A 19,084-nucleotide genomic window follows, 5' to 3' on the forward strand; every position below is an offset into this window, starting at 1 on the left:
GACGTTATACACCCCTCAAATTAAACCCGCAATTAGCACCTTAAATTATTAATTTGCTACCCACTTTTAATGCCCCATTGATGGCGGCGCAAGCACTTCTCGGTTTCCGTTATGACCCTGTTCACTGACGATGCCTTGGAGCTCCATTTGCTCCACAATTCGCGCAGCACGGTTATAACCAATACGGAATTGACGTTGAACGCCTGAAATGGAAACACGTTGTTTATCAACAACAAATTCAACAGCTTGGTCAAATAGTGGATCAAGTTCTTCACCACCACCATCATAACCACCACTTTCACTATCATCACTGCATGTTGTGATGCTATCAATATATTGCGGCTTACCACGCGCTTTCCAATCATTGACCACCGCATGCACTTCTTGGTCACGAACAAAAGCACCGTGTACACGCATTGGGATTGATGAGTTAGGTGGTAAATAAAGCATATCCCCCATTCCCAATAACGACTCTGCACCACCTTGATCAAGGATGGTACGCGAGTCAATTTTGCTCGATACCGTAAAGGCAATACGTGTTGGAATGTTGGCTTTAATTAACCCAGTAATGATGTCAACTGAAGGACGTTGAGTCGCGAGAACCAAGTGGATACCTGCGGCACGGGCTTTTTGGGCTAACCTTGCGATCAACTCTTCCACTTTTTTCCCTGCAGTCATCATCAAGTCTGCGAACTCATCCACCATAACGACGATGTAAGGTTCTTTTTTCAGCATTGGATGTTCCGTTTCCATGCTATCCCCTGGTTTCCAGAATGGATCAGGGATCGGACGCTGCATATCCGCCGCAGCTTTAATTTTTTCATTGTAGCCGGCTAAATTACGAACTCCGAGCGCAGACATCAGTTTATAACGGCGTTCCATCTCATTGACACACCAACGCAATGCATTCGCAGCGTCTTTCATGTCAGTGACAACCTCGGTCAATAAATGAGGAATACCTTCATAAATAGAAAGTTCCAACATTTTTGGGTCGATCATAATAAAGCGTACATCTTCAGGTTTTGCTTTATACAAGATACTGAGGATCATCGCGTTGACCCCAACCGATTTACCTGAACCCGTTGTACCCGCCACTAATAAGTGTGGCATTTTAGCTAAATCCGCAACAACAGGATCACCCTCAATATCTTTACCGAGAACAATCGTCAGTGGCGATGGATTTTTTCTAAAATCATCACAATCTAATACTTCACTTAAATAAACGGTTTGGCGTTTTTCATTTGGTAGTTCAAGCCCAACATACGGTTTCCCGGGTATCACTTCAACAACTCGCACAGCAACCGTTGACAATGAACGAGCAAGGTCACGGGATAGTGTCGAAATACGCGCAGCTTTAACACCTGGCGCTAAATCAAGCTCAAAGCGGGTGATAACTGGCCCAGGAGAAAAACCAACAACCTCTGCTTTCACTCGGTAATCATTTAACCGTGCTTCAATCAGCCTTGCCGTTTGCTCTAATTTAAACATATCCACTGGCTCTTCTTGCTCTGGTGGACTTGCCAATAAATCAAGAGAAGGCATCGGCGTTGTTGGTTTTGGTAATGGTTGATCATTACGCACCAAGAACGGGTGGAATAAGCTATCCTGCTGTGGCTGCTGTGGCTGCTGTGGCTGCTGTGGCTGCTGTGGCTGCTGTGGCTGCTGTGGCTGCTGTGGCTGCTGTGGCTGCTGTGGCTGCTGTGGCTGCGCAAAAGTGTGTGTTGCAGGTTGGCTATTGCCAAGCCCTGAATACGAATTATTTGGTGGAACTATTGGCGATTCAACAGCGGTAAATGTTGGCATAAAGAGTGGATCAGCAGGCTCATCATCCACTAAATCATCTACAGGAGAAAAGCTATCCAATACCGAGAATTCTCTTCGTAAATCAATCTTCGGTTCGACGCCTTTTTGCTCATCTTCAAATTGGCTTTCGAAAGCATCACTAGGAATAATAGATGCCATTTCAGGTTCAGCAAATTTATGCGTATTGGCGGATAAATCAGATGAAGATGGCCAACGATGCTCAATGGTTGGCTGCGTCCATGTGTTGACAGGCGATTGTTCTGCTTGCTCAACATGCTGCACTTCAGGGAACTCTGTTGGCGCGATTTGCGTAACAGGCGGCTCATAGTCGGTGCTATCCACTTCACCATAGCGCTCACGTTGCTGTTCTAAGAATTGAGCGCGTAGTAACTCATCTTGTTGTGCGTCGTCACTATTTTGCGCATCTTCAACGTCATTTGTTGACCACTGTTGATAAATTTCTTCGCGTTTAGAGGCTTCTTCTTGGCGACGTTGTAACTCTGCATCACGCTGGGATGGGATCCGAATTCCATATAATTCGCGACGTGTCGGCAAACGAACAGGATTAGGCCTTGGCAGTTCAGGCTCCATATTTTGCTTAACTTGTGCGTGGCGCTCAAGCGCAGCAATGGAAATGCCTGCAGCCGCTAAAGCACTCGCATCGGCAACCCGCTCAGTAACGGAAGAATTAACAGGAACATCGGTGACAGCTGGCGTAAATAATTCTGGCGGAACTTGAGCTGCGAATGTGTTTTGTGCTGCGGGTTCTACAGGCATCGCTGACGTTTTGAATTCATTATCAATTTGTTCTTCTTGATATTTTAACTCATGATCATTGACAGAACTAAATGCAGATGGCGCTACAGGAACATAATCTGATTGAGAAACAACAGGCTCCGCTAAGCTATCAAAACGACCACTGGCTTGTGGCTGGTAATCATCAGGAACCTCAAAGTGGTATGTATTCGGTTCATCTACCGCTGAGAAAGAGGGTAAAGCATCTGGCTCTACTGCCGCAGGAGTTTCTGGCTGAGTCTCAATACGACTTTGCACTTCAATGGATTCTGGCTGTGGTGTATTTTCAGTGACTAACTCAGCAACCGTTGGCGCTGAAAACAACACATCATCGGAATCGAGTAATTGTTCATTATCATTCGCTAAGTGCTCAGCCTCTTGCGCTCGTTGTAGCGCATCTTCAGTTTCCTCTACCTCATAATCATCTAGGTCATCGCCTCGAGCACGGTTAGTTAATAACGTAATTGGAAGCAGGACCGCCGCGCCAATTTTTTCTGCAATTGTCAACCATGACCAACCTGTAAACAACGTGAAGCTAATCGCCCATAAGAACAACAGTGCCAATGTGGCACCTAATGAATTAAACCAAGGCATAATGGCACTGCTAAATACGCTACCAATCACGCCACCAGAAGCAAAGTTAGGTAAATCATCAAAATTCAAGGCGGCTAATCCACAGGAAGAAAGGATCAATGCAAGGCCACCGATAAGGCGTAAAGAAAGCGAGAAAAAATCGATGTAACGGCGCTGGCTTTCATAATGATAGATAGCCCAACAACCCAATAATAACAGTGGTGGAATAGCAAAAGCTAAAATGCCAAAAGCAGAAAACAAAATATCAGCGCTCCACGACCCCACACTTCCCCCCAAGTTTTTCACAGGGGCGTTCCATGTTGTTTGTGACCAACTCGGGTCTGAAGGGCTAAAACTTAATAACGCGACCATAAGAAAAACGGCACTTAAGCAAATCGCGAGCAAAATCACCTCTAATAGCCGTCTTCCGCTACTGAGTTTTTTAAATTTGATGTATTTATCTTCTGTGTATTCTTGGCTCATTATTGTTTCTTTACTGACTGATGTTCTTCACTGACTCTGATTATTCTAACATTAATCGCCCTAAAATGCCTGTTTTGCTGGCTCTAAGGCAAATAAATGCCCGATTAATATATAGTAACTCAGTATTTCATCTAATGTATTCGGATTCAATTTCTATTTATCGTCAAAACTCCTAATTATTTATAGCTTTAAAATCAATAAATTGATAATAAAACTTATCGATAAACAAAGGAATTTCGTAAAAGAACGTAAGAAAGGCGCTAGTAGCTGTCAACTTGCCGATTTAAAAGGAAAAATTGAAGAAATTATTGGGGTGCTAAAACGGAACAACGCTGAGTAAACTCAGCGTTGAAACTGCAGTGCGACAACAAAGCCAATAACGCTGTGCTGAAGTGAGGTCAAAAAAGCCTTGATTAGCGAGTTTTAATCACTAAGCGGTTGCTTTGTTTAACTTCTTCCATCACTACGTAGGTACGTGTGTCGTTTACACCTGGTAAACGTAACAGCGTTTCCCCTAGTAGCTTACGATATGCGGACATATCAGGCACACGCGTTTTCAACAAGTAGTCAAAGTCACCTGAAACTAAGTGACATTCTTGAATTTCTTCAAGCTTTTGAACCGCAGTATTAAACTGTTCGAACACGTCAGGCGCACCACGATTTAATGTAATTTCAACAAACACTAAGAGGGATGCATCTAAGTAATGCGGGTTCAACAAGGCTGTATAGCCTGAAATAAATCCTTGTCTTTCAAGACGGCGCACACGCTCTAAACAAGGTGTTGGGGATAAACCAACACGCTTGGATAATTCTACGTTAGAAATACGCCCGTCTTTTTGTAGTTCGTTTAATATATTCCTGTCGATACGGTCAAGGTCTTTGCCAGGACGCTTTTTATTGTCAATCATCTCTTTATCTCTCTTTCTCTAATTGTTATTTTCTACATCTATAAAATGAGCCCCTTGCCAACTACCTTTTTTATTAGGAATTCGTGTTCAGGGCAAATTCTATTTATAGTGCTGAAGTTCGTGTGAATGTAATGATCATTCACAATCGTGACTCATTTTTTAAGTTTGTAAGTAGTGTAAAGCTAACTTTCCAGCAAGAACAAAAATGCGCCATTTCCATTGACCTGCTAGATAATTAACTCTTACATAGATGTTTTCGCAAATGCGCAGCCGATTGTCAAAGCAAATGAATAAAAATCAGTACAAGATTTCGCTTTTTTTTCCAGTAAAACGTTTCGCAGCGCTAATTCAAGATAATTCCTAAAAATCGTGAAGCGTGACTCCCCTACCTTTTTGTCACATTTTTTTACATTTGGCGAGTCTTGCCTATCAGAGAAATAAGTGGCATAAAACTAAGTCGCACTTAAATCACTTTTGTTACCTTCCTATTTCTCCTACAATCCTAAGCATGCTTTTTTTGAGATTAAAAGAGGAATTCATGAGCACAACCACACATCGCAAGTTAATCATTTTAGGTTCAGGCCCCGCAGGCTATACAGCAGCTGTATATGCAGCTCGCGCAAATTTAAGTCCTGCACTGATTACTGGGGTGGAAAAAGGCGGTCAATTGACGACCACAACGGAAGTCGAAAACTGGCCTGGTGACCCTGAAGGCCTAACAGGTCCAGGCCTCATGGACCGTATGCATGAACACGCTGCAAAATTTGAAACCGAAATTATCTCTGATCACATCAATAAAGTGGATTTAAAACAACGTCCATTCCGCTTGTTTGGTGATGAAAACGAATATACCTGTGATGCGCTAATCATCGCAACGGGGGCGTCTGCACGTTATATTGGTTTGCCTTCTGAAGAAGCGTTTAAAGGTCGCGGCGTTTCCGCATGTGCAACATGTGACGGTTTTTTCTATCGCAATCAAAAAGTTGCTGTCGTTGGCGGTGGTAATACAGCGGTTGAAGAAGCCTTGTATTTATCCAATATTGCTTCTGAAGTGCATTTAATTCACCGTCGTGATAGCTTTCGCGCAGAAAAAATTCTGATCAACCGTTTAATGGATAAAGTCGAAAACGGCAATATCGTACTGCATACGGATCGCACCTTAAATGAAGTGTTAGGTGATGATATGGGTGTAACAGGTGTGCGCCTTGAATGTACGAAAACGCATACCACTGAAGATATCCCAGTAATGGGTGCCTTTATCGCGATTGGCCATAGCCCAAATACCACTATTTTTGATGGTCAGCTCGATTTAGATAATGGCTATATCAAAGTACAATCAGGTACCCAAGGTAATGCCACACAAACCTCTGTAGAAGGTGTATTTGCAGCAGGTGATGTGATGGATCACATATACCGCCAAGCAATTACCTCTGCGGGTACTGGCTGCATGGCGGCACTAGATGCCGAGCGCTATCTTGACGGTTTAGCGTCTAAATAATCGCTATATGCTTTTGGTTTAGGCAGTGACCGTAATCGGTGACTGCCTTTTTTATTGTTTACCGTTCAATACTTCACATCCTACGTATTTTTAAGAGCAAGTTTATATTGCCCTTCTCCTGCACTGCCTATACTGTTTTTTACATGATCTTAATTTTATAGGTATTGATATGGAGCAACCATCAGGGCGTGATATCGTTCGTGGCTATTCGTATTTTATTGTTATCATACTCGCCATCATTCAGGGCATCGTCATTGCCGCAACAACGGATTACTCTATTCGCTCTGACAGCCAGTTAGATGCAACTACGGTATTCCTACCCATGTTACTGGCGATATTCGTGCCATCAGTGGTTAGCTACTTAATCACTAATGCCAAATCTGTGGTTTTCTATCTTAGTATCGCTTTAACTATTGCTTTGACTTGTTGGGTTAACTTTTGGCATAGTCAAGACTTTGAAACCCCTTCTGATGCTAACCCCTTTATTGCATTCCTTACACTGACTGTTCTGTTATTTTTCATGCTCCCGTGGATGCAATTACTGCAAACAACACAGTCATGGAAAATCAATTACGGTTGCTTAATGGGGCTATATATTAAAAATACCTTCTTAGGTGTATTAGCCTCGGCAATTGGTGGGCTCTTGACCTTAATTGTGAAATTAGCCAGCTTTTTGTTTGGCATTGTTAATTTGCACTTTTTAAGTGACATTCTTGATAATGAAGTCATTTATTGGGTCTGTTTTACCCTTGGTTTTAATATTGGCTTAACATTTTTACGTGCAACTGTTGATATTCAACTCAGTAACTTCGCTAGCTTTATTGCCCGTTTCTTCCTGCCATTATTAAACATCGTTGCGGTCATTTTCTTAGGTGGCTTTGTTATTTCCTATTTTTCAGGATTGGACTCCGCAGGCTTAGGCTCTGCCGTAATGCTGTGGTTTGTGATCCTTAATCTTATTTTTATTAATTTTGTTTATGGGGATGGCAGTACACAATACCAATTCCGTAAAGGGCTGAATGCCTTTGTTTTAATAAATATTATCTTGCTTAATGCCTTTTCTGGGCTTTCACTGTACGGCATTCTTGCGCGGGTGAATCAATACAGTTGGAGCGTCGAGCGGTTATATGCTTTTACCGTCGCGCTATTTTTAGCTTTGGTTGTTTTGGCCTATAGCCTTGCAATCATTCGCAAAAAAACATTGTGGATGACCTCACTCGGCACAATTAATAAAGTCGGTATTCTCTCCCTTATCGCCATTATTTTCGTGATCAATAGCCCTATCGCTAATTTCAAAACCATCACCATCAATAGCATTGTAGCGGGCGTGAATAATGGCAAAATTAAAGTGAATAGCTCACTCGCATATGACTTAAAGCAATTAGGTGCTGAAGGTAAACTCGCGTTTGAACAACTAAATAGCAATCCTGAATACCAGAAGCAATTCCAAACTAGCCCTTATGCTGAAGAGCAACAAAAACCACTCAAAGAGGTACTCATACAAGCGAAAAACAGCCCTGCGTTGCCAGATAGCTGGTTTGATTTGGGTGATAGCCTCAGTAGTGCGTGGTATTGCACATCAAAGCATGAACCTTATTCATGCTTAGGTTTTATGGCAGATGTGAATCAAGATGGAAAAGATGATGTGGTTATGTGTTATTCCTATCCGGCTAGCTCAACTATTGATTGCAATATTTGGCAGGAAATAGAACAAAGCTGGGAAGTTGTCGATACACAAAGCCATTCATTCAATACCGTGCAGAAAAAAGATAAAGCTTGGGATAATTTGCTTAACGGGCAATTTACCTTAAAACCGAAAGAGTGGCTAAATATAACTCCCACACCTTAAGTTTCCATAAAAATGCCAACGGCTTAACAATTTTGTGTTAAGCCGTCTTCTCATTACGTAAAAATACAGTAGCATCCCATCACTTTTATATTTTTTTAAGTTGAAATATTCAGTTTACCTTTACAGAACAATTTGATAACAAAGCACTTTCCACCTTAAATAACCGACTTTTATTATGCAACATCTGCCACTTAAGCTGTTATGATGTAGCGTAAATAATCGAATTACAGGTCGAGATCAAAAACACCGCTCTCACTATTTTTATTAAATGCGTTGTTTGATCATTATTTTCCGCCCTGATGTTATTTGGCTCACAGTGAACGACAAAACGCTGTTAGGTTTTCATAACCTAACTATACTCAATGACATTAAAACGACACCTGCTAACTAAATCATTATGGATAAATCAAGACAGACTGAATTGGTACGTTGGTTAAAACAACACAGTGCACCTGCTAAGCGCTGGTTGCGGATCTCCATGCTATTAGGCATGATAAGTGGATTATTGATCATTGCTCAAGCTTGGTTCTTAGCCGTCATCCTACAAGCACTCATTATGGATGACACCCCGCGAGAACAGCTATTGACCCCATTTTGCCTTCTGATTGGCGTATTTATTTTACGTGCCATTGTGACTTACATTCGAGAACGGGTTGGTTTTCGTTGTGGCCAAGTTGTACGCCAAGAAATTCGTACTCGCGTATTAGATAAACTCCAAGAACTCGGCCCTGTTTGGGTTAAAGGTAAACCCGCAGGAAGTTGGGCAACCATTATCCTTGAGCAAATTGAAGATATGCAAGATTACTATTCACGCTATCTTCCTCAAATGTATTTAGCAGGGATTGTGCCCATCATGATCCTTATCGCCATTTTCCCATTCAATTGGGCAGCCGCGATGATCCTGTTTGTTACTGCCCCCTTAATTCCTATTTTTATGGCGTTAGTTGGCTTAGGCGCCGCTGATGCGAACCGCCGCAATTTTATCGCACTTGGTCGTTTAAGTGGCAGCTTCTTAGACAGACTCCGAGGGCTCGATACCCTTCGCCTGTTCTTCCGTGAAAAAGCAGAAATCCAACAAATTCGTGAATCCACTGAAGATTTCCGTTCCAGAACGATGGAAGTGTTGCGTATGGCATTTTTATCTTCTGGCGTATTGGAGTTTTTTGCCTCAATTTCTATTGCTGTGGTTGCCGTGTACTTCGGTTTTTCGTATTTGGGTGAAATGAATTTTGGTAGCTATGGCTTACCTGTCACCTTGTTTGCAGGCTTCCTTGCTCTGATCCTTTCCCCCGAATTTTTCCAGCCACTGCGTGACTTAGGCACTTATTACCATGCTAAAGCTCAAGCAGTAGGTGCTGCTGAAACCTTAGAGACATTGCTAAATAGTGAAGGGGAAGAAAAACCGCAACAAGGTATAAAAACATTATCTGATGGCCCTATTCGCATTCAAGCTAGCCAGCTCGAAATTTTATCCCACGACGGTGTACGCCTTGCTGGCCCGTTAAATTTCACCATCGAGCCACAACAGCGTATCGCACTGGTTGGGCAAAGTGGTGCAGGTAAAAGCTCATTACTCAACTTATTACTCGGCTTTTTGCCTTACCACGGTTCAGTGACAGTTAATGATATTGAACTACGTGAGTTATGCCCTGAAAAATGGCGTGAACTGCTCGGCTGGGTTGGGCAAAACCCGCATTTACCCGAACAAACACTCATTGAAAATATCTGTTTAGGTAAACCAAATGCATCTGAGGCAGAAATTCAACATGCTATTGATAAAGCATATGTTTCCGAGTTTTTACCTCACTTACCCAATGGCTTAAATACTCGCCTTGGTGATTACGCCGCGCGGCTTTCAGTGGGACAAGCGCAACGTGTTGCTGTCGCTCGGGTTTTATTAAAACCCTCACGGTTACTACTGCTTGATGAACCCGCTGCAAGCCTTGATTCGCACAGTGAGCAACGCGTCATGCACACACTGAACCAGCTATCTGAGCAGCAAACCACGTTGCTTGTCACTCATTTACTGGAAGAAACCTTGGATTACGACCAAATTTGGGTGATGGCAAACGGCCAAATCATTCAGCAAGGGAATTACTCTCAACTTAGTCAGTCTGAAGGCGCTTTTGCCCAGTTATTAGCCCATCGCAGTGAGGAGCTCTGATAATGAAAATTTTATATCCTTTCTTAGCCCTCTACCGCCGCCATTGGTTTTTGATAACGCTTGGGATCATACTCGCCATCGTAACATTGCTTGCCAGTATTGGGCTATTAACCCTTTCGGGTTGGTTCTTAGCTGGCACCGCGATTGCGGGCTTCCCTGGCTTATATTATTTCAACTATATGCTGCCCGCAGCTGGTGTACGTGGTGCGGCAATATTTCGTACTGCAGGGCGCTACGGCGAGCGCTTAGTCAGCCATGATGCAACATTCAAAGTCCTCGCTCACTTACGTGTTTTCGCCTTTAGTAAAGTGTTGCCCCTTTCTCCAGGGGGAATTAGCCGTTTTCGCCAAGGGGAGCTATTAAACCGCTTAGTGGCTGATGTCGAAACCCTTGATCACCTCTATTTACGTGTATTATCGCCGATTATCACGGCATTTTTTGTCACATTTGTCTTGATTTTCGGTTTAAGCTACCTTGACCCACGCCTTGCTTGGACGCTCGGTGGTGTGATGTTGTTCTTATTGTTCACAATGCCATTTGTTTTTTACCGTGCAGGTAAACCAATCGGCCGTGAACTCACTGAGCTTCGCGGCGACTATCGCACTATCTTAACTTCAGCACTGCAAGGGCAAGCGGAGTTAACCTTATTTGGTGCGACAGCACGTTTTCGCCAAAACCTTTGGCAAATTGAAAATAGCTGGCAAGCGCGCCAACAGCAGCAAGCCGCTCTAACTGGACTCTCTCAAGCGATTATTTTATTTGCATCAGGTGTAACGGCAACGTTGTTATTGTGGATGGCCGCTGAGCATGTTGGTGGAGACACCAAGCCTGGGGCGTTGATTGCGTTATTTGTTTTCTGTGCACTCGCCGCTTTTGAAGCTTTAGGCCCAGTCGCTGTTGCTTTCCAGCATATGGGGCAAGTGATTGCGTCTGCTACCCGCGTTTCCCAATTAATGACCGCGAAACCCGAGGTCACTTTCCCAAGTGAAGGCCCTTCAATCACAACATTGGAAAGCCTGACTGTCGATAATATCTCGTTCACCTACCCTGAGCAGCCATTTGCCGTCCTCAATAATGTGTCATTGTGCTTAACTAAAGGGCAACATCTCGCCCTACTTGGGAAAACAGGCTGTGGTAAATCAACACTCTTACAATTATTAACCCGTGCATGGGATGTCGATAGCGGTACAATTACATTAAATGGTCAGCCAATTAACACATTTAGTGAAAAATCACTCCGTAGCATCATGTCGGTTGTACCACAACGTGTGCATGTGTTTAGTGATACTCTGCGTAATAATTTATTATTAGCAAATGAACAAGCGACAGATGCCGAATTAAATGCGGTTTTACAACAAGTTGGCTTAGGCAATTTGCTCGAAAATGAATTGAAACTCAATGCGTGGATGGGGGAAGGTGGTCGCCAGCTGTCTGGTGGTGAACAGCGTCGTTTAGGTATTGCTCGCGCTTTATTGCATAATACACCACTCGTTTTGATGGATGAACCAACGGAAGGATTAGACGCACAAACTGAGCAACAAATTTTAACGTTGTTAAAAGAAAAATGTGCTGACAAAACCTTGATTGTGATTACCCATCGCATGCAAGGCCTAGAAGAAATGGATAACATTTGTGTGATGGATAGTGGTAAAATTGTCGAGCAAGGCACCCATCAAGCGTTGTTAGATAAGCAAGGCCAATATTACCAATTTCGCCAGCGCCATTGGGCTCAGAAAACACACTGAGGCGCAATATGTACCAACTCGATGATGACTCATATTTGTTCCCTCCCGTCTCGGAAGCGATGCGGGAACCCAATGGTTTATTAGCTATTGGAGGCGATCTTTCATCAAAAAGGCTGCAAGCAGCGTATTATGATGGTATCTTCCCATGGTTCAATCCAAGTGAGATGCCTTTATGGTGGTCACCAGATCCAAGAGCGGTATTATTGATGGGCGATTTACACATCAGTCGCTCAATGAAAAAAGTGTTAAAAAAGCAGATTTATCGTATTACAGTTAACCACGCTTTCAAGGATGTTATTGAAGCGTGTTCTGTGCGTGAAGAAGGAACTTGGATCTTACCTGAAGTGCAAGCAGGTTACCTTGAGTTACACCACGAAGGGATAGCTCATTCTATTGAAGCTTGGTATGGCGACAAACTGGTTGGCGGCCTGTACGGTGTGAACATGGGCCATCTGTTTTGTGGGGAATCCATGTTCAGTAGAATGAATGATGCATCCAAATTTGCTTTTATTACATTCTATTTTCATTTTTTGCGCTATAATGGGCAGCTTTTTGATTGTCAGGTACTTAACCACCACACCGCCTCACTTGGCGCAAAAGAAATATCCCGCAGGGATTTTTTACATATTCTTTATCGGTGGCGTGACAAAGGGATAGACCCCGCCTGCTGGATACCGCAATCGATTGAATTACCGCCAATTTTCAATTAGTGAACGTTGGTTTATTATTAATTTTATTCCTTCACATAAGCATAAAGATCGCATTAAAATGCGACACTTCTTTACTTAGTGCGGGTTTTTGGGCATTATCTTGCCCGTTAAAAATCACGGTTATTAAACTTAGAGGATTAGATGGCCAAAGAAGACAATATTGAAATGCAGGGCACAGTTTTAGATACCCTGCCAAATACAATGTTCCGTGTTGAACTGGAAAACGGTCACGTGGTGACTGCTCATATTTCTGGAAAAATGCGTAAAAACTATATCCGCATCCTGACAGGCGACAAGGTAACTGTAGAGTTAACCCCTTATGACCTGAGCAAAGGCCGAATCATTTTCCGTAGCCGTTGATTACCTCTTCAGGCAAGGCCTGACATTACCACAGGTGCATGAGACACCTGTGGTTAATTATGTCAGAATACCGCATCCTCCGGAGAGGCCTTGTGCACGCTACTGAAGCTGTATGTCAGTGTGTTACTTTTTTCATCAAGCCCGATACTTACAGAGCCGCCATTGGTTAATGAACCAAACAGCAATTCGTTTGCTAATGGTTTCTTCAGGTTATCCTGAATTGCGCGCGCCATAGGTCGGGCACCCATTGCTTTATCATAGCCTTTTTCACATAACCAGCGACGTGCTGCCGCACTCACTTCAATTGACACGCCTTTCTCATCCAGCTGCGCTTGTAATTCAACAATGAATTTATCAACAACTTGGGTGATAATTTCTGGCGTCAGTGAATTGAACCAGATAATACCATCAAGACGGTTACGGAACTCAGGCGAGAAAGCACGCTTGATTTCAGACATCGCATCCGTGCTGTTATCCTGCTCAGCGAAACCAATCGAGCGGCGCTGTGTTTCTTGAACCCCTGCATTTGTGGTCATGACGACAATCACGTTACGGAAATCCGCTTTACGGCCGTTGTTATCAGTGAGTGTGCCGTGGTCCATCACTTGCAGTAAAATATTGAATACATCTGGATGCGCTTTTTCAATCTCATCCAATAACACGACAGAATGTGGATGCTTGATCACCGCATCAGTCAGTAAACCACCTTGATCAAAACCTACATAGCCTGGAGGCGCACCGATTAAACGGCTGACGGTATGACGTTCCATGTATTCAGACATATCAAAACGCAATAATTTAATATCCAACGCTTTGGCTAACTGAACCGTGACTTCCGTTTTGCCTACCCCTGTAGGCCCTGCAAACAAGAAGGAGCCGACAGGTTTATTTTCTAACCCTAACCCTGCGCGATTCATTTTGATCGCTTCAGACAACGCCTCAATCGCTTTATCTTGCCCAAACACTAACATCTTCAAGCGTGAATCAAGGGTTTTGAGTTTGTCTTTATCGCTCGATGAAACTGTTTTTTCTGGAATTCGCGCAATACGTGCAACCACAGTTTCGATCTCAGGAACACCAATTGTTTTCTTGCGTTTGCTTGGCGCAACTAAACGTGTGCGCGCACCAGCTTCATCAATCACGTCTATGGCTTTATCTGGTAAATGCCTGTCGGTGATATATTTAATCGATAAATCTACCGCTGCCTGGATGGCTTTCGCCGTGTAACGCACATCATGATGTGCTTCATATTTCGGTTTTAAGCCATTAATAATACGAATAGTTTCTTCTGGTGTCGGTTCAACAATATCAATTTTTTGGAAACGACGAGCTAGCGCCCTGTCTTTTTCAAACACGCTACCAAATTCCTGATAGGTGGTTGAACCAATCACTCGAATACGCCCACCCGAAAGTAGTGGCTTAATTAAGTTAGCTGCATCCACTTGCCCACCTGATGCAGCCCCAGCACCAATAATAGTGTGGATTTCATCGATAAATAGTATGCTTTTGGGGTCTTTTTCCAACATTTTGAGCAAGGCTTTGAAACGTTTTTCAAAATCCCCGCGGTATTTCGTTCCCGCTAACAATGAACCAATATCTAAGGAGTAAATCGTGCAACCTTTCATAACATCAGGCACATCGTCCTGTTCGATACGCCATGCAAGGCCTTCCGCTATTGCCGTTTTCCCAACACCAGACTCCCCCACTAACAACGGGTTGTTTTTGCGTCGGCGACACAAGACTTGGATCGTGCGCTCTAATTCAGCCTGACGGCCCACCAGCGGGTCGATATTCCCTTTTTTAGCCTGTTGGTTCAGATTGGTGGTAAAGTTGTCCATGTGGTCTTCTGAGACTGGCTGCTCTTCATTCGGTGCACTATTATTGGACATATCGTTATCTGACGATGACGATTCTTCACCTTTTACCGTACCATGAGAAATATAGTTGACCACATCTAAGCGGCTAACATCGTGCTTACGCAATAAGTACGCAGCTTGAGATTCTTGCTCACTGAAAATCGCGACGAGTACATTTGCCCCGCTAACTTCGCTACGGCCCGATGACTGCACGTGAAATACCGCCCTTTGCAACACACGCTGAAAACTAAGCGTCGGTTGGGTGTCTCTGTTATCATTTTCGGGTAACAAGGGTGTAGTTTGCGCGATGAAGTGTTCCAGTTCTTGACGTAAAGCGACAAGATCAACCTTACAAGCTTCTAAAGCTTCGCGTGCCGAGATATTACTCAGTAACGCCAGCAATAGGTGCTCAACAGTCATAAATTCGTGGCGACTGTCTTTCGCTTTCGTAAAAGCTACGTTTAAACTAAGCTCCAGTTCTTGATTGAGCATAAGCACCTCCCAAAATTGATATTAAACCAGATCAGACTTTCTCTATAGTGCAAAGCAGAGGATACTCATGTTCACGGGCAAATGTATTGACCTGCGCCGCTTTTGTTTCTGCAACCTCTGCAGTAAAAACCCCACAAATTCCTTTTCCTTGAATATGCACATCTAACATTATCTGTGTAGCGCGTTCTTCATCAAAAGAAAAGTATTTTTGTAACACTTCGACAACAAAATCCATCGGAGTGTAATCATCATTATTCAATAATACCTTATACATCGACGGTGGCTGTAAGGTTTGTTCCACTTCGTCTTTGAATATGACGTCTGTTTTAAATGTGCCCAGAAAATCGCTCATTACTTTCTTGCTCAGTGTTTAACTTCAAATTAAGCATAGTCTTTATTATCAACGATTTCTATCAATCCACATGATAGTGTTATAAAACTATACCATTAAATTTTTCCATAGCTTTTCTTAATCAAGCCTTTCATTCGCAGTGTATCATGCTAATAACCTCTACGCTTATCTTTAGCAATCTGTGAGCTATATCAAATATCACAGAAAATAACATTTGGCGCTTATCGAATTCTTACCACTTTACCATAATTCCTGAATCTCCCCTCTTGACCTTAGAATGCAATTTACTACAGTATGTTTTACGAACAGTTTTTAGCGTATATTTACTTAGTTTCTGTGTGTATTTTATACATATCTGTAAAACACAACTAGCAAACCGAAAGGATAAAATATGGAGACGGGTATCGTTAAGTGGTTCAATAACGCAAAAGGCTTTGGTTTTATTTGCCCGGCTGATGGCGGAGAGGATATTTTTGCTCATTATTCCTGCATCAAAATGGACGGTTACAGGACACTAAAAGCAGGTCAAAAAGTGCAATTTAGCGTGACAATTGGACCAAAAGGTAATCATGCGGATGTTATCATCCCCATTGAAATGGAAGAAAGCACAGAAGGCGCACCAGAATCAATTTAGCCCTTACATGCATAGAGCACAGTTAATTATTTCAATTATATTATTGATGCCGTTAATAATTAACTGTGGCTATTTTATAAGATCAACGACCCGAAGTTTGTAAATGTGACATATCACCATACAGTGACATCAATAATGCATACTGCTGCGCATCATAAAAATCACACTGTTTTTGCGTAAAGGCTTTTGCCACCTCAATCATAAATTTCACCGCAGCAGCAATATCAATCTCATGACTTGCTCCCGTAGAGCAACCAGGTACTACAGTTTCAGAACAGATCGCCACACCAACAACAGGGGCCGAGGTCGATACCGCGGGTTGCATAATACTATTGATATGATGAAGGCCATTACCATACGGTGTAATATCCTGAATGGATAAAGGAAATGTCACCGCACGCTGCCCACTGCTCCACTCCATTAAACGGAGTAAATCATTAGAAACAGGTAAAATATACCCATCTTTAACCGTTGGTGATAATGCATAACCTTTATGATTCAGCAGATTATTACCTTTGGTGGTATCTACCGACAAAATGGCATCCGCTTCAGGGATTGCTTCATGTTGATTCATCGTGACATCTTCTAAAGGAGAGTCCATAAAATCAACTGGGGTATGAGGGCGAGTCGGCGCATTAGGGCAAATATGGGTCGTAATCACCACATCACCGACTAATTTATCGCCTTTTTCATGCATTTTCGCTAATTTCAATGCTGTTGCAATGGCCGCAATCGCCCCATCGGCATCTGAAACGACTCCAATACGTGACGGCCTTGCACCAATCCCCCCTAAACGGCCAATAATGCCTAATGTAGGTGCTTGGTGACCTTGCGATTTACCTTGGGTGCCAGGAATAAGAATACGGACAAAATCACTTTGACCTTTTAGGTCTTTGACCGTTTTAGAAGAAACTTGAATTGCTGGGAAAGCCTTGAACAATGCAACGACATCTTCCCCCTTAACGTTCGCGCAATCGATTAGCTCATACGCACAAAGGGTTTGCTTTAGACTCATTGTACTTCCTTGAATTTTAATAATTTTTATTTGATTGTAGGGCTACTTTGAAATTAACTCACACAAAATATGACTTAATTTCATTTCACCCAAGTTAAGGCTTAACTGCTAAAAAAGCCTTATTTTTCCTGATGAAGGCGTATTCACGCACTTAAAATAAAATACTAATAATATAAACTACTTATGGTGTGCTACTTACTTTTACTACTGACTTTTACTACTTACTTTCACTACTTACTTTTACTACTACATGACATAACGTTACTTGCTGGTACTTCTTTGTAACCAATAAGGATCTCCAACCATACAACCAAGGTAAGAGGCCTTACGGCATAGGTTAGCCGAAAGTTGTTCCATAACCTGTTCATTCATTTGGGTTTCTGGCAAACTTAGACATAATGCATATAACGTGTTGAGCGATGGATCAAACACAGTACTCGAAACCGAGGCAACACCTGCAACAGACTCGTTAATTGAAAATTCCCAACCGCGTTCATTGATCAGATTCATCTGCTCTGTTAACTTCACTTGTAATTCTTTATCTTCTCGGCCGATAATGCTTGCTCTTTCCTGCAACGGTAAGCGCGCTAACAAAGCCCGCCCCGTTGAAGTTCCAAGAATTGGCAAGCGTGTACCGGGCTGTGTGATCACCTGCAACATGCTATTACCGAACCGTGCATGGACAACCCGCACCATTTCATCATCAAGCGCCGAAACATAGCTGGTAAACCCAGTATCTTTCGTCAACTCATCAAGGGCTTCTAACGTCATGTCTATCAATGGATTCATCCCACGCGCACGGTGAGCCAACTCCATGATTAATAACCCTGGTCGATAGATGGGAGCATTATTCTTCTTTTCTAACAGCCCCAGTTCTGACATTTGCTTTAATAAACGAGAAGCAGAACTTTTCGGCATGCCTAATTCATTGACTAACGTCGTAACAGTAAGCTCATTACCTGAGCGTAGAAATAATTGATAAACATCAACGACGCTATTTAAAATGCTCATGAATCAAAACCTTGAGTAAGAATGCCATAATCTTGAGGCTTTCTATCGCGTAAATATGGAATGGTTAAACGTGTATGGGCTTGTAAAACAAAATCAATTTCGCCAATTAATAACGCTTCACCATCACATGTGGCTTTACAAAGCACTTGCCCACGAGGGCCTAACACTTTGCTACCACCAAATAAGTGTAAATCCCCTTCATGACCCCAGCGGTTAACAGCCAATAAATGTGCACCATTTTCCAAAGAACGGGATGCTGTATTAATGTCCCACATATCTTTATCTTGCACACACCAAGCAGAAGGTGCGATTAGCAGCTCTGCGCCTTGAAGGGTCAAAATACGCGCAACCTCAGGAAACCCCATGTCATAGCAAATCATGATGCCAATTTTGCCAATTGGCGTATCAAATACAGGAAAGCTATCACCACGACTAAACCATTGTTTCTCAATACCAAAAGCATGTACTTTTCGAAACACACCGCTGATACCTTCACACCCTGGGTTCCACACGCCAACCGCGTTATAGATGTCCCCAAGGTAGTCACCTCGTTCCACAAAACCACTCACGATAGTGATATTCAAACGTGTCGCAAGTTCGCTAAATAAACGATATGTTTCGCTTCCTGTAGAATCGCTGAGATCCCACAGCTTCGTATTTAGCAAATCACCGCGATAACCTGTTGTGGCAAGCTCTGGAAAACAAATAAGTTTAGCTCCAGACTCTGCCGCTTGTTCACATAACAGCGCCATACGCTGCAAGTTACCTTGTTTATTCCCCAGTTCAGAATCAAACTGAGCAAGGGCAACTTTGACCTTGCTACCTGACATCGCACT

14 protein-coding genes are annotated in these 19,084 nt (G+C 42.9%); 7 read left to right on the forward strand and 7 right to left on the reverse strand.

What is annotated here, in order from left to right; translation table 11 throughout:
* Nucleotides 1-66 precede the first annotated feature (66 nt).
* Nucleotides 67-3,654 (reverse strand): DNA translocase FtsK 4TM domain-containing protein, encoded by a 3,588-nt coding sequence (locus KDJ85_RS11375; RefSeq protein ID WP_225819779.1) that lies wholly within the window; start codon nucleotides 3,652-3,654, stop codon nucleotides 67-69.
* Nucleotides 3,655-4,067: 413 nt separating this feature from the next.
* Nucleotides 4,068-4,562, reverse strand: coding sequence for a leucine-responsive transcriptional regulator Lrp (lrp, locus tag KDJ85_RS11380; protein WP_004918089.1), 495 nt, complete (start codon nucleotides 4,560-4,562; stop codon nucleotides 4,068-4,070).
* A 538-nt stretch (nucleotides 4,563-5,100) separates the two neighbouring features.
* Between lrp and trxB the strand changes: the two genes are divergently transcribed.
* The 6 genes from trxB to infA all read left to right on the forward strand — a co-directional run bounded on the left by trxB (nucleotide 5,101) and on the right by infA (nucleotide 12,888).
* Nucleotides 5,101-6,060, forward strand: a complete 960-nt coding sequence (gene trxB / locus KDJ85_RS11385) for a thioredoxin-disulfide reductase (RefSeq protein WP_225819780.1) — start codon at nucleotides 5,101-5,103, stop codon at nucleotides 6,058-6,060.
* A 169-nt stretch (nucleotides 6,061-6,229) separates the two neighbouring features.
* Nucleotides 6,230-7,909, forward strand: coding sequence for a DUF7057 domain-containing protein (locus KDJ85_RS11390; protein ID WP_225819781.1), 1,680 nt, complete (start codon nucleotides 6,230-6,232; stop codon nucleotides 7,907-7,909).
* 397 nt (nucleotides 7,910-8,306) lie between these two features.
* Nucleotides 8,307-10,073: a heme ABC transporter permease/ATP-binding protein CydD gene (gene cydD / locus KDJ85_RS11395; RefSeq protein WP_225819782.1), complete on the forward strand. Its 1,767-nt coding sequence runs from the start codon at nucleotides 8,307-8,309 to the stop codon at nucleotides 10,071-10,073.
* 2 nt (nucleotides 10,074-10,075) lie between these two features.
* Entirely contained in the window at nucleotides 10,076-11,818 is a 1,743-nt protein-coding gene (gene cydC, locus KDJ85_RS11400; RefSeq protein ID WP_225819783.1) for a heme ABC transporter ATP-binding protein/permease CydC, read from the forward strand.
* 8 nt (nucleotides 11,819-11,826) lie between these two features.
* Nucleotides 11,827-12,528, forward strand: coding sequence for a leucyl/phenylalanyl-tRNA--protein transferase (gene aat / locus KDJ85_RS11405; RefSeq protein ID WP_225819784.1), 702 nt, complete (start codon nucleotides 11,827-11,829; stop codon nucleotides 12,526-12,528).
* Between the two features lie 141 nt (nucleotides 12,529-12,669).
* Nucleotides 12,670-12,888, forward strand: a complete 219-nt coding sequence (gene infA, locus KDJ85_RS11410; RefSeq protein WP_004244560.1) for a translation initiation factor IF-1 — start codon at nucleotides 12,670-12,672, stop codon at nucleotides 12,886-12,888.
* A gap of 62 nt (nucleotides 12,889-12,950) precedes the next feature.
* Here the strand turns inward: infA and clpA are convergent, their stop codons facing one another.
* A complete protein-coding gene (gene clpA / locus KDJ85_RS11415) occupies nucleotides 12,951-15,236 on the reverse strand; it encodes an ATP-dependent Clp protease ATP-binding subunit ClpA (RefSeq protein ID WP_225819785.1) in 2,286 nt (761 codons plus the stop codon).
* Between the two features lie 31 nt (nucleotides 15,237-15,267).
* Nucleotides 15,268-15,588, reverse strand: coding sequence for an ATP-dependent Clp protease adapter ClpS (gene clpS, locus KDJ85_RS11420; RefSeq protein WP_206085439.1), 321 nt, complete (start codon nucleotides 15,586-15,588; stop codon nucleotides 15,268-15,270).
* Nucleotides 15,589-15,979: 391 nt separating this feature from the next.
* Between clpS and cspD the strand changes: the two genes are divergently transcribed.
* The gene (gene cspD, locus KDJ85_RS11425) at nucleotides 15,980-16,222 is read left to right on the forward strand and encodes a cold shock domain-containing protein CspD (RefSeq protein ID WP_225819786.1); all 243 of its coding nucleotides are present in this window, start codon (nucleotides 15,980-15,982) and stop codon (nucleotides 16,220-16,222) included.
* An 82-nt stretch (nucleotides 16,223-16,304) separates the two neighbouring features.
* Here cspD and KDJ85_RS11430 read toward each other — a convergent pair whose 3' ends face one another.
* The 3 genes from KDJ85_RS11430 to KDJ85_RS11440 all read right to left on the reverse strand — a co-directional run bounded on the left by KDJ85_RS11430 (nucleotide 16,305) and on the right by KDJ85_RS11440 (nucleotide 19,078).
* Nucleotides 16,305-17,237 (reverse strand): DUF1177 domain-containing protein, encoded by a 933-nt coding sequence (locus KDJ85_RS11430; protein WP_225819787.1) that lies wholly within the window; start codon nucleotides 17,235-17,237, stop codon nucleotides 16,305-16,307.
* A 261-nt stretch (nucleotides 17,238-17,498) separates the two neighbouring features.
* Nucleotides 17,499-18,248, reverse strand: a complete 750-nt coding sequence (locus KDJ85_RS11435) for an IclR family transcriptional regulator (RefSeq protein WP_225819788.1) — start codon at nucleotides 18,246-18,248, stop codon at nucleotides 17,499-17,501.
* A complete protein-coding gene (locus KDJ85_RS11440) occupies nucleotides 18,245-19,078 on the reverse strand; it encodes a nitrilase-related carbon-nitrogen hydrolase (protein ID WP_225819789.1) in 834 nt (277 codons plus the stop codon). The genes KDJ85_RS11435 and KDJ85_RS11440 overlap by 4 nt, the downstream gene beginning before the upstream one ends.
* Nucleotides 19,079-19,084: the final 6 nt, after the last annotated feature.

Source organism: Providencia vermicola (assembly GCF_020381325.1).
Taxonomy (GTDB): domain Bacteria; phylum Pseudomonadota; class Gammaproteobacteria; order Enterobacterales; family Enterobacteriaceae; genus Providencia; species Providencia vermicola.